The 25,301-nt window shown below is 55.6% G+C and carries 23 protein-coding genes and 1 other RNA gene; 10 read left to right on the forward strand and 14 right to left on the reverse strand.

Translation table 11 applies throughout. From position 1 onward, the window contains the following. Positions 1-3 precede the first annotated feature (3 nt). Positions 4-1,353: an NADP-specific glutamate dehydrogenase gene (gene gdhA / locus ABJT94_RS04225; RefSeq protein ID WP_348474414.1), complete on the reverse strand. Its 1,350-nt coding sequence runs from the start codon at positions 1,351-1,353 to the stop codon at positions 4-6. A gap of 247 nt (positions 1,354-1,600) precedes the next feature. Here gdhA and modF point away from each other — a divergent pair, with 247 nt between their 5' ends. Then, positions 1,601-3,202 carry a molybdate ABC transporter ATP-binding protein ModF gene (gene modF, locus ABJT94_RS04230; RefSeq protein WP_348474415.1) on the forward strand — a complete coding sequence of 534 codons (1,602 nt, stop codon included), beginning with the start codon at positions 1,601-1,603 and terminating at the stop codon, positions 3,200-3,202. A 52-nt stretch (positions 3,203-3,254) separates the two neighbouring features. On the opposite strand, the gene ABJT94_RS04235 is transcribed toward modF, so the two are convergent. Further along, positions 3,255-4,628 carry an MATE family efflux transporter gene (locus ABJT94_RS04235; protein WP_348474416.1) on the reverse strand — a complete coding sequence of 458 codons (1,374 nt, stop codon included), beginning with the start codon at positions 4,626-4,628 and terminating at the stop codon, positions 3,255-3,257. Positions 4,629-4,915: 287 nt separating this feature from the next. Here ABJT94_RS04235 and ABJT94_RS04240 point away from each other — a divergent pair, with 287 nt between their 5' ends. Then, entirely contained in the window at positions 4,916-5,668 is a 753-nt protein-coding gene (locus tag ABJT94_RS04240; protein ID WP_348474417.1) for a YdcF family protein, read from the forward strand. 6 nt (positions 5,669-5,674) lie between these two features. Here the strand turns inward: ABJT94_RS04240 and ABJT94_RS04245 are convergent, their stop codons facing one another. Both ABJT94_RS04245 and ABJT94_RS04250 read right to left on the reverse strand, forming a co-directional pair. Beyond that, positions 5,675-6,166, reverse strand: coding sequence for a Crp/Fnr family transcriptional regulator (locus ABJT94_RS04245; RefSeq protein ID WP_348474418.1), 492 nt, complete (start codon positions 6,164-6,166; stop codon positions 5,675-5,677). 82 nt (positions 6,167-6,248) lie between these two features. Next, entirely contained in the window at positions 6,249-6,698 is a 450-nt protein-coding gene (locus ABJT94_RS04250; protein ID WP_348474419.1) for an EVE domain-containing protein, read from the reverse strand. Between the two features lie 213 nt (positions 6,699-6,911). Between ABJT94_RS04250 and ABJT94_RS04255 the strand changes: the two genes are divergently transcribed. Beyond that, positions 6,912-7,073: a hypothetical protein gene (locus ABJT94_RS04255; protein ID WP_164743999.1), complete on the forward strand. Its 162-nt coding sequence runs from the start codon at positions 6,912-6,914 to the stop codon at positions 7,071-7,073. A gap of 35 nt (positions 7,074-7,108) precedes the next feature. Here ABJT94_RS04255 and ABJT94_RS04260 read toward each other — a convergent pair whose 3' ends face one another. The 4 genes from ABJT94_RS04260 to ABJT94_RS04275 all read right to left on the reverse strand — a co-directional run bounded on the left by ABJT94_RS04260 (position 7,109) and on the right by ABJT94_RS04275 (position 8,585). After that, a complete protein-coding gene (locus ABJT94_RS04260) occupies positions 7,109-7,711 on the reverse strand; it encodes a 5-formyltetrahydrofolate cyclo-ligase (RefSeq protein ID WP_348474420.1) in 603 nt (200 codons plus the stop codon). Between the two features lie 22 nt (positions 7,712-7,733). Further along, positions 7,734-7,912: non-coding RNA, 6S RNA (gene ssrS, locus ABJT94_RS04265), on the reverse strand. Positions 7,913-8,061: 149 nt separating this feature from the next. Next, a complete protein-coding gene (locus ABJT94_RS04270) occupies positions 8,062-8,379 on the reverse strand; it encodes a cell division protein ZapA (RefSeq protein ID WP_127559416.1) in 318 nt (105 codons plus the stop codon). Beyond that, the gene (locus ABJT94_RS04275; protein ID WP_348474421.1) at positions 8,376-8,585 is read right to left on the reverse strand and encodes a TIGR02449 family protein; all 210 of its coding nucleotides are present in this window, start codon (positions 8,583-8,585) and stop codon (positions 8,376-8,378) included. The genes ABJT94_RS04270 and ABJT94_RS04275 overlap by 4 nt, the downstream gene beginning before the upstream one ends. Before the next feature lie 195 nt (positions 8,586-8,780). Here ABJT94_RS04275 and ABJT94_RS04280 point away from each other — a divergent pair, with 195 nt between their 5' ends. Further along, entirely contained in the window at positions 8,781-9,389 is a 609-nt protein-coding gene (locus ABJT94_RS04280) for a UPF0149 family protein (protein WP_348474422.1), read from the forward strand. A 64-nt stretch (positions 9,390-9,453) separates the two neighbouring features. After that, positions 9,454-10,788: a Xaa-Pro aminopeptidase gene (pepP, locus tag ABJT94_RS04285; protein ID WP_348474423.1), complete on the forward strand. Its 1,335-nt coding sequence runs from the start codon at positions 9,454-9,456 to the stop codon at positions 10,786-10,788. A 76-nt stretch (positions 10,789-10,864) separates the two neighbouring features. Here the strand turns inward: pepP and ABJT94_RS04290 are convergent, their stop codons facing one another. Next, positions 10,865-11,743 carry a hypothetical protein gene (locus ABJT94_RS04290; protein ID WP_348474424.1) on the reverse strand — a complete coding sequence of 293 codons (879 nt, stop codon included), beginning with the start codon at positions 11,741-11,743 and terminating at the stop codon, positions 10,865-10,867. Positions 11,744-12,066: 323 nt separating this feature from the next. Continuing rightward, positions 12,067-12,831 carry an AAA family ATPase gene (locus tag ABJT94_RS04295; protein WP_348474426.1) on the reverse strand — a complete coding sequence of 255 codons (765 nt, stop codon included), beginning with the start codon at positions 12,829-12,831 and terminating at the stop codon, positions 12,067-12,069. 242 nt (positions 12,832-13,073) lie between these two features. Here ABJT94_RS04295 and lpdA point away from each other — a divergent pair, with 242 nt between their 5' ends. Both lpdA and ABJT94_RS04305 read left to right on the forward strand, forming a co-directional pair. After that, the gene (gene lpdA / locus ABJT94_RS04300) at positions 13,074-14,501 is read left to right on the forward strand and encodes a dihydrolipoyl dehydrogenase (RefSeq protein ID WP_348474427.1); all 1,428 of its coding nucleotides are present in this window, start codon (positions 13,074-13,076) and stop codon (positions 14,499-14,501) included. Positions 14,502-14,538: 37 nt separating this feature from the next. After that, the gene (locus tag ABJT94_RS04305; protein ID WP_348474428.1) at positions 14,539-15,147 is read left to right on the forward strand and encodes a TetR/AcrR family transcriptional regulator; all 609 of its coding nucleotides are present in this window, start codon (positions 14,539-14,541) and stop codon (positions 15,145-15,147) included. A gap of 26 nt (positions 15,148-15,173) precedes the next feature. Here ABJT94_RS04305 and ABJT94_RS04310 read toward each other — a convergent pair whose 3' ends face one another. Continuing rightward, positions 15,174-16,598, reverse strand: a complete 1,425-nt coding sequence (locus tag ABJT94_RS04310; RefSeq protein WP_348474429.1) for a PLP-dependent aminotransferase family protein — start codon at positions 16,596-16,598, stop codon at positions 15,174-15,176. Between the two features lie 217 nt (positions 16,599-16,815). On the opposite strand from ABJT94_RS04310, the gene ABJT94_RS04315 reads away from it, so the two are divergent. Further along, positions 16,816-17,055: a DUF1127 domain-containing protein gene (locus ABJT94_RS04315; protein WP_348474430.1), complete on the forward strand. Its 240-nt coding sequence runs from the start codon at positions 16,816-16,818 to the stop codon at positions 17,053-17,055. Positions 17,056-17,164: 109 nt separating this feature from the next. Here ABJT94_RS04315 and ABJT94_RS04320 read toward each other — a convergent pair whose 3' ends face one another. Continuing rightward, positions 17,165-18,289 carry a hypothetical protein gene (locus ABJT94_RS04320; RefSeq protein ID WP_348474431.1) on the reverse strand — a complete coding sequence of 375 codons (1,125 nt, stop codon included), beginning with the start codon at positions 18,287-18,289 and terminating at the stop codon, positions 17,165-17,167. Positions 18,290-18,764: 475 nt separating this feature from the next. On the opposite strand from ABJT94_RS04320, the gene ABJT94_RS04325 reads away from it, so the two are divergent. Next, entirely contained in the window at positions 18,765-20,783 is a 2,019-nt protein-coding gene (locus tag ABJT94_RS04325) for a choice-of-anchor Q domain-containing protein (protein WP_348474432.1), read from the forward strand. Positions 20,784-20,868: 85 nt separating this feature from the next. Here ABJT94_RS04325 and ABJT94_RS04330 read toward each other — a convergent pair whose 3' ends face one another. After that, positions 20,869-22,455: an alpha/beta fold hydrolase gene (locus ABJT94_RS04330; protein ID WP_348474433.1), complete on the reverse strand. Its 1,587-nt coding sequence runs from the start codon at positions 22,453-22,455 to the stop codon at positions 20,869-20,871. 548 nt (positions 22,456-23,003) lie between these two features. Between ABJT94_RS04330 and ABJT94_RS04335 the strand changes: the two genes are divergently transcribed. Beyond that, a complete protein-coding gene (locus tag ABJT94_RS04335; protein WP_348474434.1) occupies positions 23,004-24,851 on the forward strand; it encodes an FG-GAP repeat protein in 1,848 nt (615 codons plus the stop codon). A 77-nt stretch (positions 24,852-24,928) separates the two neighbouring features. On the opposite strand, the gene ABJT94_RS04340 is transcribed toward ABJT94_RS04335, so the two are convergent. Next, a complete protein-coding gene (locus ABJT94_RS04340; RefSeq protein WP_348474436.1) occupies positions 24,929-25,105 on the reverse strand; it encodes a hypothetical protein in 177 nt (58 codons plus the stop codon). Between the last annotated feature and the right edge of the window lie 196 nt (positions 25,106-25,301).

Raw genomic sequence — 25,301 nt, forward strand, 5'->3', positions numbered from 1 at the left:
GGGTTAAACCAGCCCCATCGCATCCATGGCGCGAGCAACTTTCAGGAAGCCCGCTATGTTGGCGCCGACCACGTAGTTACCAGGCGAGCCAAACTCATCGGCGGTCTCGAACGCCGACTTGTGAATGTCGACCATGATCTGGTGCAAGCGGGATTCCGTGTGCTCGAAAGTCCAGCAATCGCGGCTCGCGTTTTGCTGCATTTCCAGCGCGCTGGTGGCAACCCCACCGGCATTGGCCGCCTTGCCGGGCCCAAAGGCAATGCCTGCCTCTGCAAAGATGCGCGCGGCTTCCGGTGTGGTAGGCATATTCGCGCCTTCGGCGACGACCACCACGCCGTTTTCGACCAGTTTCTTGGCATCTTTCCCGTTCAACTCATTCTGGGTCGCACAGGGCAAGGCAACGTCGCACGCAACGCTCCAGATATCCCCGTTCTCACTGTATTTGGCATGGGTGCGGGTATCGGTATAGGCACTCAGCCGACGACGCTCAACCTCCTTCAGTTGCTTGAGCAGATCAAGGTCTATGCCTTCCTCGTCGACAATCACGCCACTGGAATCGGAACAGGCAATCACTTTGGCACCCAGCTGCGTGGCTTTCTCGATGGCGTAAATGGCCACGTTGCCCGAACCGGAGACCACCACGGTCTTGCCGTCGAGGCTGTCTTTTTTGGCCTTGAGCATTTCATCGACAAAGTAGACCAGGCCATAACCGGTCGCTTCATTGCGCGCCAAAATGCCGCCCCAGTCGAGCCCCTTGCCCGTCAGCACGCCGGATTCATAGCGGTTGGTAATGCGTTTGTACTGGCCGAACAGGTACCCGATTTCGCGTTTGCCAACGCCGATATCACCGGCGGGCACATCGGTATTTTCCCCCAAATGGCGGTACAACTCGGTCATCAGGCTCTGACAAAAGCGCATGACTTCATCGTCCGACTTACCTTTCGGGTCAAAATCACTGCCGCCTTTACCACCGCCGATGGGCATATTGGACAGTGCATTCTTGAAGATCTGTTCGAACCCCAGAAACTTGATGATGCCGAGGTACACCGAGGGGTGAAACCGCATGCCGCCCTTGTAAGGCCCCAGTGCCGAGTTGAACTCCACCCGAAACGCCCGGTTAATGTGAAATTCGCCGTTATCGTCCTGCCAGGGCACTCGAAAAATGATCTGCCGTTCCGGCTCACAGATGCGCTGAATGACCTTACGGTCGACAAACTCCGGGTACTTGCTCATCACCGGCCCCAGCGTTTCCAGAACCTCCTGAACCGCTTGATGAAACTCTTCTTCGCCCGGGTTGCGGTGCAGTACATCCCGGTAGATCAAATCCAGTTTTTCGTCCAAACGAGCAGACATCAAGACTCTCCAGCTAGGTATTGGTTTCTGTTCGGCACCCTGAGTGCCGTTGAGAATACGGTAAATCGACGGGGCATTGCACCACAGGGGTGATTCAAAGCGCAATTGACCCGGGCGGGAAAGCAGCCCGAACGCAGTATCCCGCACAATGCTTTCTCTACACCTGCATCACGTACGTCGCTTTAGCGTGAACGGAGCACCCGAGCGTCGCCAGTGAATCACAATCTGCAACACCCTCTTGGCAAAGATGACCTTGATCACAGCACTGGCTGCGCCTAGCGTAATCCCCTTTCACAAAAATGCGGGTATCGGCATGCAGTTTGAACACCTCTCCGTCACGGCGCCCAAAGGGCCTGCCTTGCACTTGGCCGACTGGAGGCTGGAACCGGGCGAACGCTGGGTGGTGCTGGGTGGCAATGGCAGCGGCAAAAGTACGCTGGCACGATTGCTGTGTGATGACCTGCAGCCAGCGGCAGGCACGTTAATAGATCGGCCGAAGCGAGTGCACTGGCTATCGCTGGAGAATCAGCAGGCGTTGTACGAACGAGAGCTTTACCGGGATGAGACCGACCTGACCGATCACATTGATCCGGGTACCACGGTGCGTGCTCTGATGGAAGAAATTACCCCCTGGTCAGACCGCCACGACGAGCTGGTAGCCAGCCTGGGCATGAACGGCTTGCTGGATCGCGGTTACCGCCTGCTCAGCTCCGGTGAAGGTCGCAAAGTCATGCTGGCCCGGGCCGTGCTGGAACAGCCGGATTTACTGCTGCTCGATGAACCCTATGAAGGGCTCGATCCGAACGCGAGACACGATCTTGAACAGGCACTCGGACTGCTCGCCGAACAGGGCCAGTGGCTGATACTGCTGATCAACCAGCGCCAGGACATTCCCGCCTGGGCCAGCCATCTGGCCTTGCTGGATCGCGGGAGGCTGGTGCTAAACGGTGTTGCCGATGAGGTTCAGGCCCATCCGGACTGGCAGGCCGCCCTCGCCTTCACCCGCGCCGATGCGCTTACCCTGCCACCGCGCCAGTCAGACTTTCAACTGCCCGACTGGCCCGCCGATCAGCCGCTGGTCGATTTACAGAACGGCAAGGTGGAATACGCCACCGGCGTTCAGTTCGAGGGCCTGAACTGGCAACTGATGCCGGGCGAGCACACCCAGATCATTGGCCCCAACGGCTGTGGCAAGTCGACGCTGCTGAGCCTGGTCAGTGGCGACCACCCACAGTGTTACGCCAATCACCTGACCGTTTTCGGCTATCGCCGTGGTCGCGGTGAAACCATCTGGGACATTAAAAAACACCTGGGGCTGGTCTCCGGTGCCTTGCATCGGGATTATCGGGTCGCCGGCAATGTGATTACGGCCGTGGTTTCCGGCCTAACCGATTCGATCGGGGTCTACACCAACACCGGCGCCGAAGAGGCCCACCTGGCGCACCAATGGCTTGAACTGCTGGGGCTGGATCATCGCGCTGGCGATTCCTTTCGCAGCCTCTCGACCGGCGAGCAACGTCTGGTCCTGATCGCCCGGGCGCTGATCAAACAGCCACCCTTGCTGATTCTCGACGAGCCGACTCAGGGCCTCGACGACGTAAATCGCTTTCGGGTTCTGGCCGCCATGGAGCGCATTCTGGAAACTGGGCCAACCACGCTGTTGTTTGTCAGCCACCGTGAAGATGAACACCCGGCGCTGATCAAAACCCGGCTCGTTTTCGAGCCGAATGCCCCCCTCACGTCGAGCGCAAACAATGCGCCCAACAACCCGACAGCACCAACAAACTCGGGCTGGACAATCAACAGAATAACCACACCAACAGCAGAGTCCTTCTCAGATAAACCATAGCGCCCGCACAGCATCAAGAGCTGCGGGTGCAATCACCCGCACTCAGATGAGGTTAAGCGGAACCGGTGACATCTGATTGACCAATGCGCTTAAACAGCTGCGCATTCGGAAAATACCGCCATAAGAACAACAACGCCAAACCAAAGGTCAGCCATTCAGCCAAGGGGATGGCTACAATAAACGGTTGTTCTGGCAACAGCACGAAGAAGGTGACCAATAACACCGCGGGCAGTACCAAGCCTCTGCTCATGGCAATCAGTGCTGATGCCACCGGCAGGTGCAGTGCGGTGAGATAAGAGGTGACGATCATCGTCAAGCCATTCACCAGAAACACCGGCCATATCCAACTCACTAATTCGACAGCCAGTACGATGACGCTGGATTCGTCTTCCTGCAAAAACACCGTCACCAGTTGCTCGGTAAAACCGACCAGCAAACCGACAAAAACCAAGGCGATCAGCATGGCATTCGCCGCACTGACCAACAAAAAGCGTCGAATGCGCTCCAATTGGCGAGCTCCGAAGTTCTGGCTAACGAATACGCCGCCCGCATCGCCGATGGAAAACACCATCATCATGCCGATCACCAGCAGATAGTTGAGGACCGTAAACGCCGCGACGCCTTCGATACCATAGCGCAATACGAACAGCCAGTTGAGCACCAGCGCAATGATGGAGCCCGATACTTCGTTCACAAACTCCGACAAGCCATTGAAAGCAGATTGAAACAGCTCTCGCCAGCCTTGTTGTTGCAATTTGAAGTACAGGTGTCGTTTGCGAAACCAGAAAAAACTGCACAACACCAATAGCGGTGTGGTTTGCGAAATACCGGTAGCCCAGGCTGCACCAGCAATACCCAGGTTCAAGTGGGCAATGAACAGGTAGTCCAAACCAATATTGATGGCAGAGCCGATGGCGAGCGCAATGGCCGCCAGAGCCGGGTAGCCGTCGAGGCGGACAAAGAAGTACAGGGTGACGGTTAGCAGCTGCGCCCAAACAAAGCCCATGGTGATGCGGAAGTAGATTTGCATCAGCGGCAGCACTTCATCAGTGGCGCCCAAGCCACGCAGCAGCGTTGTTTCAAACACCAGCGCCAGCGTGGTGACCGTCGCTGCCAGAGCGACGACGGCCATCAGCGTTTTGGAGAAAATACCGCCGGCGGCAGCATAGTTTTCTTCGCCGATGTATTTCCCGGCTCGCACAGCGCCTCCCATGGCGAGCATAAAGACGAGGCCGAACAGAATGCCGAAGAAGGGTATGATGAGATTTACGGCGGCCAATGCGGTGGCGCCGACGTAGTTGCCGATAAAAAGACCGTCAACAATATTGGCCGTCGACAGCGCCAACAGGCCCAACATGGAAGGTATCCACAGCCGGTAGAAGGTGGGTAGAACAGCGCTGGTTAGGGCGTGGTTGGTGCGGGTCATGGGAAAATGTACTCATCGAACCGATAAAGGCCGGCGATGTTATCACGCAAGGCCTGTGCTGCACCGTGACAAAGGTAATCTGGTGCAGGCAAGGCAACATGGATATGACGATGCTCGCCCCCAACCGTATGCCGATGGAGATGATTTTCGAGTACTAAGTCAGCCTTCGGGCCGAAGCTTCTGTTATCTCAACAATGCCGTTAAAGTGGCCACGCGACGCTATGACCTCCGGCAGACAACGTCGGGGTGAGCTTCGCACTTACACAGTTTTCCAACAGGGACGTCGAATGATTCTGCGCTACTTTCTAAAAACCCTGGCTCTGCCTCCGATGATCTCGATTTTGGTGGCTCTTCTGGCCATTCTGCTCTGGCGCCAGCGCCCGGTGTTGGCCCGCACCCTGGCTGTTGTCTCCCTGGCCAGCTTGTGGCTATTTTCCTCGCCCATTGTCAGCACAACGCTGATGCGCTCGCTGGAAGCACACTACCCGGCATTAAGCGAAGCGCAGCGGGAATCCACAGAGGCAGAGGCCATCGTCATTCTGGCCGGTGGTATTGATGATTCCGCGCCTGAATTTGGCGTCCCGGTCAGCCTAGATCACACCCTGCTGCGCTTGCGCTACGGTGCTTTCCTGCATCGGGAAACCGGTTTGCCCATCCTGGTCTCCGGCGGGTCGGTGTTTGGGGACGATGCCAAAACGCTCGCCGCCACCATGGCCAACGAACTGGATTTCAGCTTTCAGATTGACACCCGATGGCTGGAAGAACGCAGCCGCACCACCCGGGAAAACGCAGACTTTTCGGCCGCACTGCTGAACGAGGCGGGTATCGACCATATTCTGCTGGTGACCGAAGGGTTCCACATGCCTCGCTCAGTTCGGGTGTTTGAACAAACCGGCCTGACCGTGACCGCGGCCCCTACGGCCATGACCCATTACTTTGGTGTTCCCTGGATGGGCTGGTTACCGTCCAGCCTGGCTTTGCATCAAAGCAGCCTGGCGTTGCATGAATACCTGGGGATGTTGGCGTATCGCTGGCTTTAGGAACAGCTAGGCCTTGCTTCCGGGGGCATCGACCAGCTTGAAGCTGGTGTGACGCAAGCGCTGGCTCAACAGGTGGGAGACTTTCCACAGCACGCGGAACGCCAGGTCTGGCTCCTCTTTGGCCATGGTGAACAGCTGGTGGCGCTTGGTGATCACAAAGGTGGTGGGTTCCATGGCCTCGGCCAGGCCGGAGCGCGGTTCGCCGTCGATCAGCGATTGCTCGCCGAACGTCTGGGATTCCGACAACACCACCAGCGGAATCACGGAATGGTCGGCACCGGTTTTACTGATGCGAACCCGGCCTTTTACGATCAGCCCCATATAATCGGCCCGGGCACCCTCGTAGAAAATAACGGTGCCTTTCTCGACTTCGTAGGCAGTGAAGTAGGCGCCGAGGATTTTGATCTCATCCCAGGTAAAGTCATTCGCCCAGGTCGTCTGGTCAATCAGTTCGGCGACCGCCAGGCTGGAGTAGTTGACGGGCTTTAACTTATCCATACCGGCTCATGTAGCCCCGCTGTGTGTTGGCACAGTTAACCATACCCCGACGTTGTATTCGGTGCGTCGGGTCACACCGGGGTTATCGCTGCACAAGATGTTGCCATTCGGCGTCCGTTACCGGGCTTACCGAGAGCCGTGCCTGGCGTAGCAGGGCCATGTTCTCAAGTTCAGGCACAGCCTTCAGGGTTTTCAGGCTCATAACACCCGGCCAGTGCCTGACATAGCGAATCTGCACCACCGACCAGCGGTTGTTATCGGCCGAGCTTTTCGGGTCGTAATAGGGGGACTCCGGGTTCAGGGCATCCGGATCGGGGGCTGGTGCACTGATCACCTCTCCTTCGCCGACAATGCCCGGCTCGGCACAGGAAGAATGGTAGATCAGTACCCGGTCGCCCGGTGTCATCTCCCGCAGAAAGTTCCGGGCCTGGTAATTGCGAATGCCGTTCCAGGGCTCACCTTGCTTGCCAGCAGCGGCCAGATCGTCGATTGAAAAGACATCAGGTTCGGTCTTTAGCAGCCAATTTGCCATTTTTTAGTCCGTTTGTGCGTTTTAAGAATAAAATACTTTGATTTTTATCACAGATTTGTCACATTAGTTGACGGATACTTCGCCACGATTCTGACAGCGCGTCGGAATCAGCGCTGTATCACAGTAGAACGCAGTACCACCGGTGTCGAGGCCGGGGTGAACAGACCGGTAAAACCGGCTAACCAACATCCATTATTAAAAAAGAAAGCCACTATGAAACGCAGTAAACCGGATATTCTGGTGATGCTGGCGCTGATCCTCGGGTTAGGATTGACCCTGAGCGGCATGTCGAAGGGAGACAATCGCGAACGCATCAATGATGTGAATGCCAAGGCGTCCGGTATCCTGTTGGGAACCGAGCTTAACCGCCAATAGGCGCTCTGGCTTCAGGCCAGGTGCTGCATCCCACGCTACTTGTATACGCCCTGGTCGGTGATCACCGCCGCTAGGGGCAGGTCCCACCCTTCCTGGGGAATAGCCTCTACACACTGGCACTCATGCGCTACGCCCAGGCGTTGCGGCTGTTGTGGCCAGCGCCCTTCCTGCGCGAAAGTCCGGTCGTAAAAACCGCCGCCCATGCCCAGCCGGCCCCCGGCGGCATCAAACCCCACCAGCGGCATCAGCACCCAATCGAGCGTCCAGGTGGGAATACGCTTCGGCCTGGCCGGTTCCGGAATGCCGAACCGGTTGGCTCGCATTGGCTCGCCCGGTTGCCAGTGGCAAAACCAGAGATGCGGACGGACGGGATCGAGGGGGTTAAGCACTGGCAGGAACACAGACTTTCCATCAGCCTTCAACTGCTCAGTTAGCGGAGCGAGATCGATCTCACCATCGTTCGCCCAATACAGGGCAATGCGTCGGGCGCGAGGGTAATCGGGGTGATGGCGAACCTGACGAACCAGACCTACAGCAGCCAGGTGCTGTTCGGTTGGTGACAGGGCGCGCCGGCGAGCACGCAGGTCTTTGCGCAAGGCACGCTTCTGATGAGCTATTTCAGGGTCGGGCTGAGTCATCCGAAACAGACTCCAAAAAACGGGTATCCCCAGACTACCGCTGCCATGAGAGACCTTGAACCGTAGAGTTCAAGGCGGCGTCCCTCGTGATAAATTAGGCTTTCCGACAAGCGGACATGCTCACATTACCAGCTAAGAAACACCTGGGTAAAAATTATCGGCTCGAGGACTTTGCATAGCTGGCGCATAGCCCAGGGATGTCTTGAATTATAATGAAAATGCGGCGAATGACAGTCTTGACAGATACGATTTATTCACTTCACGATCACTTTGAAACGCCCGGCTCGCCTGGGACGCGCTCCCTGGCCCCGCAACGCTGATCGAAAATTTTTCGCAGGATGAGGTTACCCTCAATCATCCTCATCCAGATCCATCGCTATGCTGATCTGCTCGGGCAATACCTGGCTGATTTTCTGCTCAAGCCGTGCCAGGGTGTCCTGATCGTGAGCGGCCACCGGGGTGGTATCGAGCAACTCCCGGGTCAGGTTCAATGCCGCCATCACCGCGATGCGCTCAATGCCGAACACTTTGCCGGTTACGCGTATTTCTTTCATTTTGCGGTCCAGCGCCCGCGCGGCTTCTTCCAGCTTGGGCTCCTGGCCTTCCGGGCAGGCGACGCGGTATTCGCGGTCAAGAATGGTGACGGTCAGGGTCTGTACATTGCTCATTCCGATTGCTCCATGGCCCGCAAGCGCACTATCATCGCTTCAACCCGGTCTCGGGCCAGCTCATTCTGTTTAATCAGTTTAGCGCGCTCGGCTTGCCAGGCAGACCGCTCGGCTTTCAGCAGCTGGTTCTCCTGCTCCAGGCGCTGAAATTGGTCGAGCAAGGCGTCCAGTTTATGTTCCAGACTCGTTAAGGATGGTTCAGACATTGGCAGGCCAGCATTGTTTACGGGGCTCTACTATATAAACGCGGCTTGGTAACGGTCAACGACTGCGGTCACAGCCTGGGCTGTGATAGCATGTTTTATAGGTAAAAAGTACCAGGTAAAAAGTATGTCCGGACTGGACCCGGACCCGCGCATTCTCTGGGCCACCCCCCTCCTGGCCCTCCGATTGGAGACTTCATGTCCGACTCGTCAGCAAAACACCCTGAATCCCGCCCTGAAGCCCCTGAAATGGCCTATGACGACCTCGCCGAGCTGTTTCGACGCCTGGGTACCGGCCAAACCCCAACCTCACTGCATGCCTCCCTGGCGGGCATTCTGGCCGCCGGCCACCGCATGAGCAGCGAAGATTGGGTGCACTGGGCGCTGGAGCTACTGGCTCCGACGGAAACCGTCACCGAAGGCCACCACATCATTCTCAAAGGCCTCTATGTGTGGACATTGCAGTCACTCGAAGACACAGGCCTTGGCTTTACCCTGCTACTGCCTACCGACGAAGCCCCGCTCGATGAACGCCTCGATGCGCTCAGCGACTGGAGCGGCAGCTTTCTCGGTGCCTTTGGCTCGGTCGGCGTTGTGGCGGAAGGCCAGGCCCTGCCCGAAGCCGTAGAAGAGGTATTGGAAGACTTGTCGGCCATTGCCCAGGTCGATACCGAATACGATGAAGGCGACCAGGCCGAGGCCGACTTCCTGGCAATCAGCGAACACGTTCGTCTGGGCGTACTCACCCTGTTTCTGGAATACAACGCCAACGCCGCCAGCGACGACGAACCCCCGGTCGTTCACTGACCCGGGACGCTTGCCGAAAAAATACGCTAACTCTATTGGAAAGACAGACCCTGAGGACGACCGCATGAAACACATCAGCCCGGCGGAATTTGCCGAACGGCGCAAGCGTTTGATGGAACAGATGGCCGATAACAGCATCGCCATTTTGCCGTCCGCCACAGAAACCATTCGCAATAACGACGTGCACCACCGCTTTCGCCAGAACAGCGATTTCATGTACCTCACCGGCTTCCGTGAGCCGGATGCCGTACTGGTGCTGATGCCCGGCCGCGAGCAGGGCGAATACGTGCTGTTTGTGCGCGACAAAGACCCGGCCCGTGAAATCTGGGATGGTTACCGCGCTGGCCCCGATGGCGCAGTGGAACAGTACCAGGCTGACGATGCTTTCCCGATCGACGACATCGACGACATTCTGCCCGGCCTGATGGAAGGCCGCAGCCGCGTCTACTCGCAAATGGGGGTCGATGGCGACTTCGACCACCAGCTGATGACCTGGGTCAACCAGATTCGCGCCAAGGTGCGGACCGGTGCCCAGCCACCGGAAGACTTCTCTGACATGTCGCACTTGCTGCACGACCTGCGCCTGTTCAAATCGAAACAGGAAATCGCCATCATGCGCGAGGCCGCTAAAATCAGTGCCCGTGCCCACACCCGCGCCATGAAGGCCTGCAAACCCGGCGTGATGGAATACCAGCTGCAAGCCGAAATCGAGCACGAATGCATGATGGCCGGCAGCCCCTGGCCTGCCTACCCCGCCATTGTTGGCAGCGGCGACAACGCCTGCATTCTGCATTACATCGAAAACACCGCCAAAATCAAAGACGGCGACCTGGTGCTGATCGACGCTGGCTGCGAGCTGGAATACTACGCCTCCGACATCACCCGCACCTTCCCCGCCAATGGCCACTTCAACACCGAACAGCGCGCCATTTACGACCTGGTACTGAAAGCCCAGTACGCTAGCATCGAAGCCGTACGCCCTGGCCAACCCTGGATCGCCCCGCACGAAACCACTGTGCGGGTTCTGGTCGAAGGCCTGGTCGAACTGGGCTTGCTTGATGGCAATGTCGACGACCTGATCAGCAGCAATGCCTATGCCCCTTTCTTCATGCACAAGACCGGCCACTGGCTGGGCATGGATGTGCACGACGTGGGCGACTACAAAGTCGGCGGCGAATGGCGCGTCATGGAACCCGGCATGGTGATGACCATCGAACCCGGCCTCTACATCTCACCACACAACACGAACGTCGAGAAACGCTGGCGTGGTATTGGTGTGCGCATTGAAGACGATGTCGTGGTGACCAAAGACGGCTGTGAAGTGCTGACGCAGGATGTGGCCAAAGACCCGGGAGACATTGAAGCTTTGATGAAGGGTGGGCAGAGTAGTTTGTTCTGAAATTGATCGTTGAAAATAAAAAAGCCCGCTTGATGTGCGCGGGCTTTTTTGCAGTCTAAACCGTCCAACCTGATCGCTACTGATTCACGTTAAAGCTTGTCCCATTATAGGTAACCACCACCGGGTCATCACAGCCGGAGTAGGTTAACGTTAGTACATCGGTAGATGACGAGTCGGTCACAACGATGCTACCGCTTGAAAAACCTCCGTTGTCACACAACACCAAGTCAGTCGCTACGATTTCAACGTATCCGTAATCCTCATGGTATATCTTAGCGGTGAAATCGAAATCACTGCCTGAACTGCTAAAGGACACGTCGGTTACCCGATAAGAGACGCCGTCATCACTGAAGTTTTCAGAAACGATGCAACTGCCCAAACCCAGGTCACCGGAACATTCGTATGAAGAGGTTAACGTGTAGCTTCCCATGTAATTCGTGGAAACCGTTAAATCGTATTCCCACAACCAATAATTACCGTTGTTATCATACTCGTAGTACATGCTGCCATTGTAATTAATGGAGTACTCGCCATAGGTATAGGTGCAATTGTTATAGACATAGGTGAATTCACCTGACTGACCATCCTGTGACGTCGTGAGCGTATAAGAAGCAGAGCCGCCGCCATTACAGAACTCGGAATAATCTCCGCTTGACGTATTTCGAGCAAACAACGATTGTGAATCCGCGAGACTTTGCTCAATCAATATGTCGCGGGGAGAGTCGGGTACAAACAACGAACGTAATGCACCACCACCCTCTTCCGAACTAACGGCCTGCTTGGAAGCCACATGCACGCCCTTGGCCACATCGGTACTGTTCGAGTCATCAACCGTTGCCGGTGAGGTCTTCCCAGAGTACCCTGAATTGTCACCATCTCCATCACTACCACCCCCTCCACATGCGGCGAGCAGTATTCCCATGAATATCACTATCATTGATTTCATCGTTTTCATTCCATGTCTTCCTTTATTGTCGACTGAACGGAATGAGTCACGGACTGCACACTCGAAACCCAGGCTGATTATTAGCCGAGAATTGAATGAAGTCCGTTAACTAATGTTTCAAAATATATCAATAAGTAACTTGCTAATGTCACCGAGACCAACGAATTTTTTCAGTCAATGACGTGTCGGATTTCTATACGAATTGATAAATTGAATACTTTAATATTAAGCCCGGGTGGATTACTTGAGTACACGACTACCGTAATGAGAAAGGAAGACAACAGTGGAAAGAATTGTTGGTTGCTATCCTTTAGGTTATGTAATTGAATTTCTCAGTCCTTAAAAAGCTCGTCCAACATTTTCTCCGGGTTATTCAAAAACGCCTTCGTCACCGCATAGTGCTCCGTATCCTCATAGTTCACGCGGCTGATACCCGTGCTGTCGATCTGGTATATCCAGGCACCCGGGTAGGCAAGCAATATAGGAGAGTGGGTTGCGATAATAAACTGTGATGAATCCCCAACCAACTGGTGCATCCGGCTCAACACCGCCAGTTGCCGGGTCGGTGACAACGCGGCTTCGGGCTCATCGAGCAGATACAGGCCCTTGCCGCCGAAACGATGCAACAAGAGGGCAAGAAACGATTCGCCGTGAGACTGATCGTGCAGCGATACGCCGCCATAGTAGTCGATCACCGGTGGCGGCGGTGGCATAAGGCTTTCCGGGTCGTCCTTGTCCAGCTCTTCAATGTTGGTAGCGAGGTTGAAATAACTCTCCGCCCTCAGGAAGAAGCCATCTTTGGGCCGTTGGTAGGATTTGATGGTTTTCAGGTAATGGTGCAGCGAAGAATGCGAAGCACGGGTGTCGAAATTGAAGTTTTTGGTGCCGCCTTCTGCGTTAAACCCCAGTGAGACGGCGATCGCTTCCATCAGCGTCGACTTGCCGCTGCCGTTTTCGCCGACAAAGAACGTCACTTCCGGGGCAAATTCGAGTGAATCCAGCTCCCGTACCGCTGGAATAGAAAAGGGATAACGGTCGAAACCGTCTACCTGATCCCGTTTCAGGACGATCTCACGCAGATAGGGAAGCGCTTCCATTGTGGTTCAACCTGTGTCCGATCCTGTAGTCACTGAACACCATACCCCGAAGTCACCCGGTTTGAACACCGCAATGGCTGCGAAACTGCAACACACCCTTTGAACCGAATGCAAGGAAAGTCTTCGGAACGACCGCCAAAACCTTAGTTCAACATCCACCATCACCCTATTTACAAAAACCAGGGGGCCGACTATGCTTTTACCTACCTACTGATAGGTATGGTATAAACAGAGGCATCGCTATGGCAACGACACTAAAGACCGAGGTTCTGGTTCTAGGCTCTGGCCCCGGGGGCTATTCGGCCGCTTTTAGGCTGGCAGACCTGGGGAAGGAGGTAACCCTGGTTGAGCGCTTCCCTACGCTTGGCGGTGTTTGCCTTAATGTTGGCTGCATTCCATCGAAGGCATTGCTGCATGTCGCTGCCGTGTTAACGGAAGCCCGGGAATCCGACTCCATCGGTATTCAGTTCGGTGAACCCAAGGTCGACCTCGATGCGGTTCGTGCCTTCAAGCAACGGTCGGTCGATAAACTGGTCGGTGGCGTCGGTGGCATGGCAAAAAGCCTTCGGGTTGAGGTGGTGCAAGGGTACGGCACTTTCAAAGACGCGCACCGGCTGGAGGTAACCGGCAGCGATACAAATACCCTGATCGAGTTTGACCACTGCGTTATCGCCGCTGGCTCGGCACCGGTGCAACTCCCCTTCGTCCCCCACAACGATGACCGAATCTGGGACAGCACCAAAGCCCTGGAACTTCCCTTTATTCCCCAACGTTTACTGGTGATTGGCGGCGGTATCATCGGGCTGGAAATGGCCACTGTCTATCAAGCGCTGGGAAGCGATGTCACCGTCGTAGAATTTGCCGCGCAATTAATACCGGCTGCCGACAGCGACCTGGTCAAAGTCTACCAGCGATTCAACAAAGACCGGTTCAACGTCCACCTGAAAACCCGGGTAACGGCAGTAGACGCTTTACCGGATGGCCTCAACGTCACGATTGAGGACGCCAACGGTACAACCCGCCAGGAAACCTACGACGCCCTTCTGGTTGCGGTCGGGCGACGCCCGAATGGGAATAAAATTGGCGCTGATCACGCAGGCATTCGCGTTGATGAACGCGGCTTTATCGAAGTCGACAAGCAGTTACGAACATCGGTTCCGCACATTTTTGCCATCGGCGACATCATCGGCAACCCAATGCTGGCACACAAAGCCTCGCATGAAGGCCATGTAGCCGCCGAGGTTATTGCCGGTCACAAAGCGGTGTTCGAGCCAAAGGCCATTCCGTCCATCGCCTATACCAACCCCGAGATCGCCTGGACCGGGCTAACCGAGAAAGAAGCCAAAACCCAGGGCCTGAATGTTGAGACCGCAATCTACCCCTGGACCGCCAGCGGGCGCGCAATCGGCGCCGATCGAAGCGAAGGCAAGACCAAACTGATTTTCCACAAAGATAAGGGCACTCTTCTGGGAGCAGGCATTGTCGGCATTAACGCCGGGGAGCTGCTGGGCGAGCTCAGCCTGGCCCTCGAATTCGGGGCCGACATCGAAGACATCGCCCTGACCATTCACGCCCACCCGACCTTGCACGAGACCGTGGGGCTTGCCGCTGAACTCGGGGCCGGTACAATCACTGACTTACCTAACCCGAAGATCAAAAAACGGGCCTGAGCGCACACAGTCGTTACCCACAAATAAGGCCATGAACATGAGTAATACCCGCGAACAACTACAGGATCGTGCGGAACACTACATTCGCCAGGGTGGCTTCGGGTCGTTCAGCTTCCGCGATCTGGCGAAAGACCTGAACATCAAAAGCGCAAGCGTGCACTACCACTTTCCGAGCAAGTCGGATCTTGGCACTGCGGTGGCCAAACGCTACAACCAGCGCTTTGAAAAAGCCCTTCCCGACCCGGCCACCTCGAGCCTCGCCACGGCGGAACTGCTGCGACTGTACATCCGGATGTTTTACACCGAAATGACGCACTCCAAACAAGTGTGTTTGTGCGCTATGCTGAGTGTCGAAAGAGCAACCCTGACGGCGGACATCAACGCTACAGTCGACGCTTTTTATGCACTCAATCTGAACTGGCTGACTGTGATATTTACGCGCGATAACCTGCCCAAAACCCAGGCCCATCAACGAGCGTGTCAGGTACTGGCCACGCTGCAAGGCGGGTTGATTGGTGCATGGTCGCAGCAAAACGTCGATTACTTCGTTCAGGCAGCACGCGGTCTCTACAAAGACCTGTTCGACAAGAGCCTGCGCCTGCCAAAAGCCAGCCCCAGCGAAAAGGAAGCTACCCGGGAAGCTTGAGTCGGCATTCCATCGGGAGAAGCCTCTCACTCCTCATTAATCACCTCTGTTACCCAGCCCCCCAGTTTGCGCAGCGCCTCTTCTTTTTCAGGTGACCAGCCAAGGGCATAATTCAAACGCATGCAATTACGGTATTTCCCCGTCACTGAAAACAGTTCACCCGGGGCGATGCGAATGTTTTCAGCAAGCCCCCGGTGGTAGAGTTTTGTAGTATCCACTTGCTGTGGAAACTGCAGCCAGACCACCAAGCCGCCTTCAGGACGAGACACCCGTGTTTCAGGCGGGAAGTACTCAGTGATTCGCTCAACAATAAACTGGTAGCGTTGCCGATAGGTTTCACGGGCCAGGCGCAGGTGTCGCTCATAGGCCCCTTGCGCCAGTATTTCCGCCGCCACCAGTTGTGGCAACGATGCCATGGCGTGCGAGGTGACGAACTTGCTGTGCACGACTTCCTCGAAATAGCGCCCCGGTATGATCCAGCCTATCCCAAATTGCGGGTCGATGGTTTTTGACAGAGAAGAACACAACAAGACCCGGCCGTTCCTGTCGAACGCCTTTACTGCCTTCGGTCGCTGCTCGGCATAATGCAGGTCACCATAGATATCGTCTTCAATCAGCGGAATGTCATAGCGATCCAGAATATCGACCAGCGCCCGCTTGTTCTCGTCTGGCATGTTGCAGCCCAGCGGGTTAGAGAAAGTAGGCACCGTCATGATGGCCTTGATCGGCCACTTATCCAAAGCCAGTTGCAAGGCCTCCAGGCTTAAACCGGTTTCAGGGTGCGCTGGAATTTCCACGGTTTGCAAACCCTGAGCTTCAATCATCTGCAACTGGCCGTAATAGCAGGGAGACTCTACTGCCACGATATCGCCAGGCTGGGTGACTACCCGCAGGCAATGCGCCATCGCATTCTGACACCCGGTAGTCACGATGATGCTTTCCGGCGGGGCAAAGACACCAGCGTCGACCGCTCGACGCGCGATTTGCTGCCTTAGCGCCAGCAAGCCTTCCGGGGAGTCATAGCCAATGCCGAGAAAGGGCTGGGTTCGTGATAATCGCGTATAGGTGCGCTGTACCTGACGGATGATTGGGAAGTCTGACGAGGGGATCGCCCGGGAAAAATTAGCGCCCTCGGTAATGGAACCGCGCTGTACCTCCATAACCAGCTGGGAAAGGGTCGTCGGCAATGGCCGGGGCCGGGTACGCGCCTGTTTCGGCGCCGACAACGCCTCTTCGTTCTTGCTTTTCACGAAGTAGCCTGAACGCTCACGTGCCTCGACCCAACCTCTGCGTTCAAGCTGTTCATAGGCAGCCGATACCGTGGAAATACTCACCGATTCACGTCGCGCCAGTAAACGCACTGAAGGCATTTTTTCAGCCGGTCGAAACACACCCTGGCGGATCTGCTCAACCAGTGAGTCAGCAAGTTGAGCATAGAGATTAGTTTCCATCAGCACCCTCAGTCGAGCATCGACCAGAACATTACAGACATTAGCGGTTCTGGAGACCAGTACAGATCGCTCACAACGAACCGGAACAGTAGCTTATCGACACTATCTGTTATGGTCAATTTTCCTATTTTCTGCATCTGTACCGGTTCAGGTGATGCGCTTAACATGGTGTCAATCGGAAATACCCGTTTTCGATTAACACCTGAGGAGCCTTCTTGTGAGTAACCCCGCCGAAACAGTCGATCACAGTCACCAGCCGCTAATAAGCTCTCCTTTCGCCCTGGTCGCTCGCAGCGTACGCAGCGCAATGTCGTACTGTTATAGCTCCGCCCGGCACTGGTATCGCAACTACAAAACCCGAGCACAATTGGCCCGCTTGCCGGATTACATCCTGAAAGATATTGGCTTGAAAAGAGCAGATGCCATTCGGGAAACCAGCAAACCGTTCTGGCGATAGTAAGCGACAGGGACCGAGGGTTCCCAGCGACCCTCCAACCCCTCTCGCATGGGTTAATGCCGGCACAAGCGGTTTCACCCGCCACTGAATTTACCCTCCCCCTTAATCACTATTGAGCCAGAACCGTCACACTTCCCTGGTGCAAGACCTGGTATACACGGTTACGTAAAGCATTGGCCTCGTCACGGCCAATGCTCCTCGTTGGGTGGCGCATGGTCAGTCGCAATAGCACATTTTTCTGACCAGACTTCAGACCTAACCGGTCAACGGCCACTGCAGGCAAGTCGTCACCTGCGGTTTCACTGACTATTTCGATGGCCTCCAACCAGTCAAGCTTTTCCGGTATGGCTTCACGAACACGGTCGCCCAACACCTCGCTGTCCATATCCGACTCGGCAGCTATGGACAGGTCACGTATGATCGCTGGTTGGTAGGAAACCGGCCGCCATCGTTTAAGGTCTTGCATCTGTGCCACTATTCTGTGATCCGAATGATGCAGTAAGCGGATGTCAGGCAGGTGTTTGCGCAACATCAGCAATCGATCGAGGCCCAGTCCCATCGCTACGCCGGTGACTTTATCCGGGTCCCAACCGTGACGAGCAAGCAACGCCGGGTCTATTCGACCACACTCCCCAACTTCTACCAGTTGATTGCGTTCTGAGAGTGCCTCCAGTTGCAAGCCGTCCCGGGTATAAGGGTGCGATGACGCCTCCAGTCGAAGCGGATGCTCGGGCAATATCGCGGCCATCACTGTATCGATGGCATCCCGTAACATCGTCTGCAGATCGGTAACCTCGCTGACAGGTAACAGCACCCATACATCTACCTGGTGCGGTTCGCCAACGTGAAGCCGATCAATACTGTCTCGACGATATACTCGGCCTGAGCATAGTAACCCCAATCTCCGGGGTGTTTTATCGCGCCAACTGCTCAGCCATTCAGGGACCAGACAGGACGTTTGGGTACGCAGCATCCAGCGCCTGGACAGGTAACGGCTGTAACGGCTTTCCCGCGCTGGGCCATCTTCAGGGTAACCGAGGGCGTCGTAATTGTCCTGCACACGAACCAGAGGGTGGCCCGACAGTCGTTGCAGCTCACAGTCGCAAAGGGTTTCGATGGCATGTTGAATGTCATCCAGCAACAGTTGCATGGCATGAACGCCCTGGCTGGGGTTACTGAGATCGCGAAGCGTGAGGGCCTCTACCAATTGGCCGGCAGTGAGATGTATGGACATAATAATTCTCCAAAAAGCCTGCAGTCACGGCATTGGCATGACTGCAATATTCCAAGGGGGATTGTGGAATGTTCCTCCGAGCCCAGAGCCCGGAGTTGGCTTTTCAGACAGGAAAAGTCAGACCACCGTGCCCTGCTTCAGGACTCGGAGGTCAGTAAATCGATGTGCGTGCATCCAGATAATCATTCTTCAAATACTACCCAAGACCAGATTCCTGTCAATAGTTCCCCTACTCAGCAAGTTCAAACGCTTTTTCAAACGGTAGCCCCATAAAATATCGCTCCATTGCATCCAAACGGTCGTTGACCGTCGTCTATGAACCAATGCTTCTTGCTAGCGCCTCAAAGGGAGCAAATCAAACGGGGCTCGTCAGGCTTAATTGTCTTAACGAGCCAGATATTGCTGACGCTCTATATCAGGCGCTAGGCCCGGGTTATATCCGTTTACGTACATTCGCTTAAAGGAATAGGACAACATGAAATTACTGCCTTACACCCTGCTGATCGCCACCGCAGCCGTCTCGGCTCAGGCCGCGACGCTGACCGTATCGACCACCAACAACACAACGGCCAATGATGGTTTCTGCTCCCTGCAGGAAGCCATCATTGCAGCAAACACCAATGTCCCCTCCGGTGACAGCACCGGCGAATGCCCGGCTGGTGAGACCAGCGCCACAGATCTTGTAACGCTACCCGAGGGTATCTTCGTGTTGAACGATACACTCGCCATTACCGAAGATCTGATCCTCAAAGGTGCCAACAAGACCGATACCATCATCGACGGTAGCAATTCAGTTCAAGTGCTTTTAGTCGGTACCGAGGTCGACGCGGTTGACTTTGAACTGCAGAACATACGCATTGCCAATGGCGGCAGCCCGCTCGCTGGCGCTGGTATGGCCATTATGCCGGATGCCAGTGTAACCATACGTGACAGTCAATTCAGCGGCCACGCCAGCGATTTAAAAGGAGGAGCCATTAATGCACTAGAAGCCTTCCTAACCGTCTACGACAGTACATTCAGCAACAACTCAGGTACCGATGGTGGAGCGATAGCCGGAATAGATAGCTCGGTTCGCGTTTACCGAAGCACGTTTTCCGGAAACACAGCAACAGGTGATGGTGGCGCGGTATACAGCGATGAAGGCTACCTGGTCGTCAACGAGTCAACCCTTACGAACAACGCTGCGACAACAGATGGTGGCGCGATAGCTTCAGACAGCGAGGGCACTGTCGAACTGAGTGGTACCCTCCTGTCCAACAACGAAGCAGGCAGTGATGGTGGTGCGATCAGCATGAATGACTACGAATTGCTGATTATTGAAGACAGCGACTTATTTGAAAACTTCGCCGGTGACGATGGTGGCGCCATCTATACCGACTATTCCACTCAGGTAAAGTTGGTCAATACTCGTTTAACAGGCAACGAGGCCGTAGGCGACGGCGGTGGTTTATACCTCTACAGTTCATCGGTCGGCCTGTTTGGATCCACCGTGTCTGACAACTCGTCCTCGTCAGACGGTGGCGGTCTCTATATCTATGAAGGCGTGTTGAACGCGGTTGAAAGTCAAATCGACAACAACACCAGTACGTTTATTGGTGGGGGGTTCTATCTCGAGTACCCCGGTAGTGCAACGCTTACCAACACCTCGGTCTTGGGTAATACATCTACCTCGAGCGATGGCGGTGGCGCGTATCTTTATGAGGCCGCGTTGACGCTGATGAATGCAAGCATTGCTGATAACTCGGCCCCAGCCGGTTCCGGCGGCGGGCTGTATCTCGAAGGTGCGCAGCTTCGGGCGGAACACTCAATTATCCGCGACAACAGCGCACTGTTTAGTGGTGGTGGCCTCTTCGCTGAATACAACGCCGTGGTACTGCTCAACACCACCCTAAGCGGCAACCGGGTAGAGGGTGGCGATGGCGGTGCGCTGTATCTGGACAGTGGAGCCATCGCCAATTTGAACCACGTCACGATGGCCGACAATGTTGCCTCTAATTTGGGCGGTGGTGTTTTTCAGGGCGCTACCGACAGCCTGCTTGCGTATGGCAATAGCATCATTGCGGGTAATACGGCCACAGAAGGGCCGGACTGCGAATTAAATCCAGGGGCTCGCTCGCTCGGCTATAACGTTATCGGCAATGGCACTGGCTGCGCAACGCACAGTACTGACCAACTGATTAATGCACCCCTCGTGTTGACCGAACTGCTGGCACCCCTGGCCGGCAATGGCGGGCCAACCCTGACGCACGCACTCGTCGCAGGTAGCCTGGGTGACAATGCGGGTAACCCGGATACTTGCTTGCCAACCGACCAGCGCGGTGTTGACCGCCAGCAAAACGGCAAAGGCTGTGACATCGGTGCTTTTGAACGCGTTAATGCCTCAGCCTCTTCCGGCTCAAACGGCGGCGGTAGCAGCAGTGGTGGCAGCCTGGGGCTCTGGTTTGGTTTGCTCACACTGATGCTGGGTAGTGTCCGGTTATTGCGCCACCGCTAAACAAACCTGACTATTTGGAACAACTAAGAACGGGGCTTTGTCCCGTTCTTTGCGTTTGGGTGTATACCAATCCTTAATGAGTATTTCAGTGCCTTTGAATGAATTCTCTAACCGCATCCACAAACGCTTTGGAGGCGGCCTCCCTTCCCAGCAACAAATGGCCGTCGCTCTCCAGTCCCACAAATTCGGCATTAGGAATGGCGGCCGCAATGTCACGCCCCACGGAGACGGGTATCCGGCGATCGCCCAATGAGTGAATCACCAGGGTGGGAACGGTCACCCTGGCCAGTTGTTCACGCACATCAATATCACCAAAAACCGACAGGAAACGCACGGCATTCTCTGGCGATGTCGTCAGCCGCTGAAATTCATTGAACCAGGTCAGTTCCTTTGAGCTGGCACTGGGCATAAAGGTCGAGGAGAATATCTGGCGATAAGCCGGGTTATCTCTACCCCAGCCGGTTTTCGTCAGAGTCATCACCGCTTCCCGCTCTTGAACCTCACTCTCTGTGGCGTTGATTCGCCAGCCCGCCGGATAGCCGCCAAACAGAATCAGGTGGGTAACGCGATCCGGGTGTTTAACGGCATAATCAATCGAAACGGCAGCCCCCTGGGAAATACCCAACAGTGCGAATTTGTCGACGTTATTGGCTTCGACGACCGATTCCAGGTCGGTAACAAATGCCTCGAACGACAGATTATCGACTTCCCAGTCTGACAAGCCGTTGCCCCGTTCATCGTAGCGAATGAATTGGTGATGCATGGCCAACTCGCGAAAGAGCGGGCTCCAGATGGGTGCATCCCAGTCGTACTCAAGGTGGCTGAGCCAATTCGCTGCTTTAATAATGGGGGTGCCTTTTCCCACTGAAGCATGGGCTATCCGAACGCCATCAACCGCCTGACAAAAGGCAACATTCTGACGGGACAGCATCTCACGACGAGTCAGTTCCTGACTGATCGATTCCGTTTCCAATCGCCTTGACTGAGCTGCCTCGGCAGTCCATTGAATGCCTGCATTGCGAAATCGGGTCTTGAGTGTGTCCGTCAGACGGGCGACTTCCATCGGGCGCCCCAATAAGCCGAGCAGGGTTAGCGTACGGTTTGCCGCTGCCGGGCTAAACGGTTCCAGCTCTCCCCATGCGCGGGCATGGCTCAGTTGGGTTTCGCGTGGAACACTGGGGTGTGAGGCCAGCCGCGCCAATACCTTGCCCTGCAGGCGCAGAATATCCTGGCGTTCTGACGTCAACCAGTTCTGGAACAAAGGCTGGCCGGGCAAATCGATGCCGTTCAGAAAAGGTTCGGCTAGCTGCCGGTGCATGGATTCCAGCACGTCGGCTGCTATGTCGGGCGCTTCGATAGCGCTGGCAAGACGACGAATATCCAGCTCAACGTCGGTCATGGAGAGTGACACACGTTCTCTGTCTGCCTGCAAACGTTCGGTTGCACCCCGGTTAATCAGGGGCCTGAGCTTGCTCAATGACCAGCGAAGCGTTGCCCTCGGGTCATCTGGCAAATCCCAGAAGACTTCACATAGCCGGTCACGTCGATGCGGTCGATTGGTAATGGCGAGGTACGCCAACAAGGCGCGCGTACGTTTTGAGGCGGGTAACTTGAGAGCCTGGCCTTCGCTCCACAGAGTTAGCTCGCCAAGGGTCGTGATCGTCAACGTCATGCAGGCTACTCCCCAGGCGGTTTTGGCAATCGAAAGTCGAACTGCTATGCCATTTTCTAAAATATTCGACAAAACCATGCGTTTTCAAACGCTGGCTTAAACGATTCCACCATAAACTGGCCCTATTAACTCGGCCTAAAAGAGGCCTTCGGCCTGTGTGTTGCACCCACTATATAGAGTGCAGCAAAGCACGTTTTTACATGAATAAGTAGAGAAATGTTATCGCAGAGTCCGTGCCCTTAAGGTGTGTTGGTTTTTGCCAAGGCACTCAGAGAGTCATGCACTAGACCGTAAATTTGGACCGGCTCCGGCAGTTGCTCATGAAACCCCCGACAACTGTAGGGTACACACCATCGGCAACAGCCTTTAGCATCAAACGTTATGCATTGGTTTGGTGCGACCGAAAACAGCGACCCGTTCTCAAGTGCATTTTTCACTCGCCCAATACAAAAAAATGTCTGAATGCATCCAAAACAGTGTCGCCCATCGTCACAGACTCAATGGCTCATTGGCGGGCCGTAAAATGAATGGAAACAGGAACCCTCACCATGCTTATGCCCATGCGATCAATCGCCCTCCTACTGAGCTTCGCCTTACTGGCGCTGCTTGGCGGCTGTAACTCCAGCAGTTCCGAAAACAACGCCCAGAACGGCAACCCTGATCCGGGCACGGACCCGAACACAGATACAAGCACGGATCCGACACCTCCCGCGGCAGCCGAGGTCAGCCTGAGCTTTGACGCCATAAAAACCCTGCGCTTCGACTGGACTGACGTCGAAGGCGCCACCCACTACATATTACTGGAAAACCCAGACGGCGTGTCCGGGTTCAGCCCCTTGGGTGAGCCGATTGCTCAAGGTACTGAAACCCTGGCACTGGAAATCCCCACCTATACACGGTTTAACGCCGAGTACATTCTGCAAAGCTGCAACGAGGTGGGCTGCGTTGACGCCAGCACCCTCACCATCGATGACGGCCTGAACGACCTGATCGGTTACATCAAGCCCAGTGATGTCGACAACGGCAGCTTTTTTGGCACAGCGGTCAGCCTGAGTGCCGACGGCAATACCCTGGCAGTGGGTGCCCCCCAAGCAAGGGCATTCTCTGACGGCAGTGGTGATAAAGTGGGCATTATTTACGTCTTTACGAAAACCGGCCCCGGCCAATGGACAGAACAACAGCGGTTACCGGCTAGCACTCGTGGTTCCGGTGACAACTTCGGCGTTGCGTTGAGCTTGAGCGCAGACGGCAATACGCTCGCTGTCGGCGCCAGTAACGAAGACAGTGATGCCGATGGAATCGGCGGCGACGAGACCAACAATGACGCAGGGAATGCTGGCGCGGCCTATGTGTTCACCCGTGCCGAGGGCGTCTGGTCTGAGCCAACCTACATCAAAGCCAACAATTCGGACGCCAATGACAACTTTGGCGAATCCATCGACTTAAACGATGCCGGTACGGTATTGGTCGTAGGGGCTGCTGGTGAACGGAGTGATGCCCAGGTGATCAACGGCCAACAAAACAACAATGCCACAAACGTCGGCGCGGTCTACGTATTCACCCATGATGGCGATACCTGGCAGCAGCAGGCCTACATTAAGGCCAGCGATGCCGTGGGTGACGAATTCTTCGGTCGCTCCATCAGTGTCGATAGCGAAGGAACAACCCTGGCCGTGGGCGCCTTTTTCGAAGACAGCAGCGAGACCGGTGTCAACGGTGACGCGTTCGATATTGGAGCAAACAAATCCGGTGCCGCCTATATATTTGAGTATGACGGCGTCGACTGGACACAACAGGCTTTTATTAAAGCCAGCAATACAGAAACGCAGGATCGCTTTGGTGATTCCGTCAGCCTCAGCGGTGACGGAAACACATTGGCGGTGGGTACCCGATTTGAGGACAGTGCAGTCACCGGCGTTGATGGCGACCAGTCAAACAATGAAGCACCCGGTGCTGGCGCCGTCTATGTGTTTACCCGTACCGACACTGACTGGGCGCAGCAGGCTTACCTCAAAGCGAGCAATACCGATGCCGGCGACAGCTTCGGAAGCGCCGTGAGTTTGAGCCATACTGGCAATGTGCTGGTGGTTGGCGCAGTGGATGAAGCCAGTACCGCCGTCGGCATCAATGGCAATGAGTTCGACAACACAGACCCAGCGGGTGCCGCCTATGTGTTTCGTCGCACAGGCCAGGCGTGGACTCAGCACGCTTACCTGAAAGCCACGAACACAGACAATGGCGACCGTTTTGGCAATGCCGTCAGCCTAAGTGGTGACGGAGAGACGCTGGCCATTGCAGCAAGAAGCGAAGGCAGCAATGCTACGGGTACGCAAGCCAGTGCCGAAGAGCAAGCCGATAATTCCAAAGATAACCGGGGCGTGGTTTACCTGTACTAACATGCCTGGTTCATGACACCAGCGGGCGTCTATTGAACATCAATCAATAGGCGCCCATGCAGGGTTACCAGGCCGGACTATGGTTTGGCTTTTACCTCGTTCACATCAACCATCTCAATGGCACTCAGTGCCGCTTCAATCGCCCCCTCCCGACACAAGCCCAATATTGAGGCCTCCTCAAATGCATTCTGCGCTGCCTGCTGACAAGCGGCACGCGTCGCTTCGGCCCAATGCCGGGCCTGCTGTTCTGTCATAGCGTTATCTCCGCAGTATTTGGCAATGATACTGCCTAACTCAAGTTTCGGAGTTCGCTGCAGTGACAAGCGGCGGCTGCCGGGAGTGCTCTTGTGGGGTAGTCCGCAGCAGGGATGCTGCGGTCTAGGCCCGAGACGTCGGACCGCCATTGACGGATTTACGCCGACCCCACAGGGGCACTCACGGTAGCCGGTG

It is taken from the genome of Saccharospirillum sp., from assembly GCF_039982735.1.
Lineage (GTDB): Bacteria > Pseudomonadota > Gammaproteobacteria > Pseudomonadales > Natronospirillaceae > Saccharospirillum.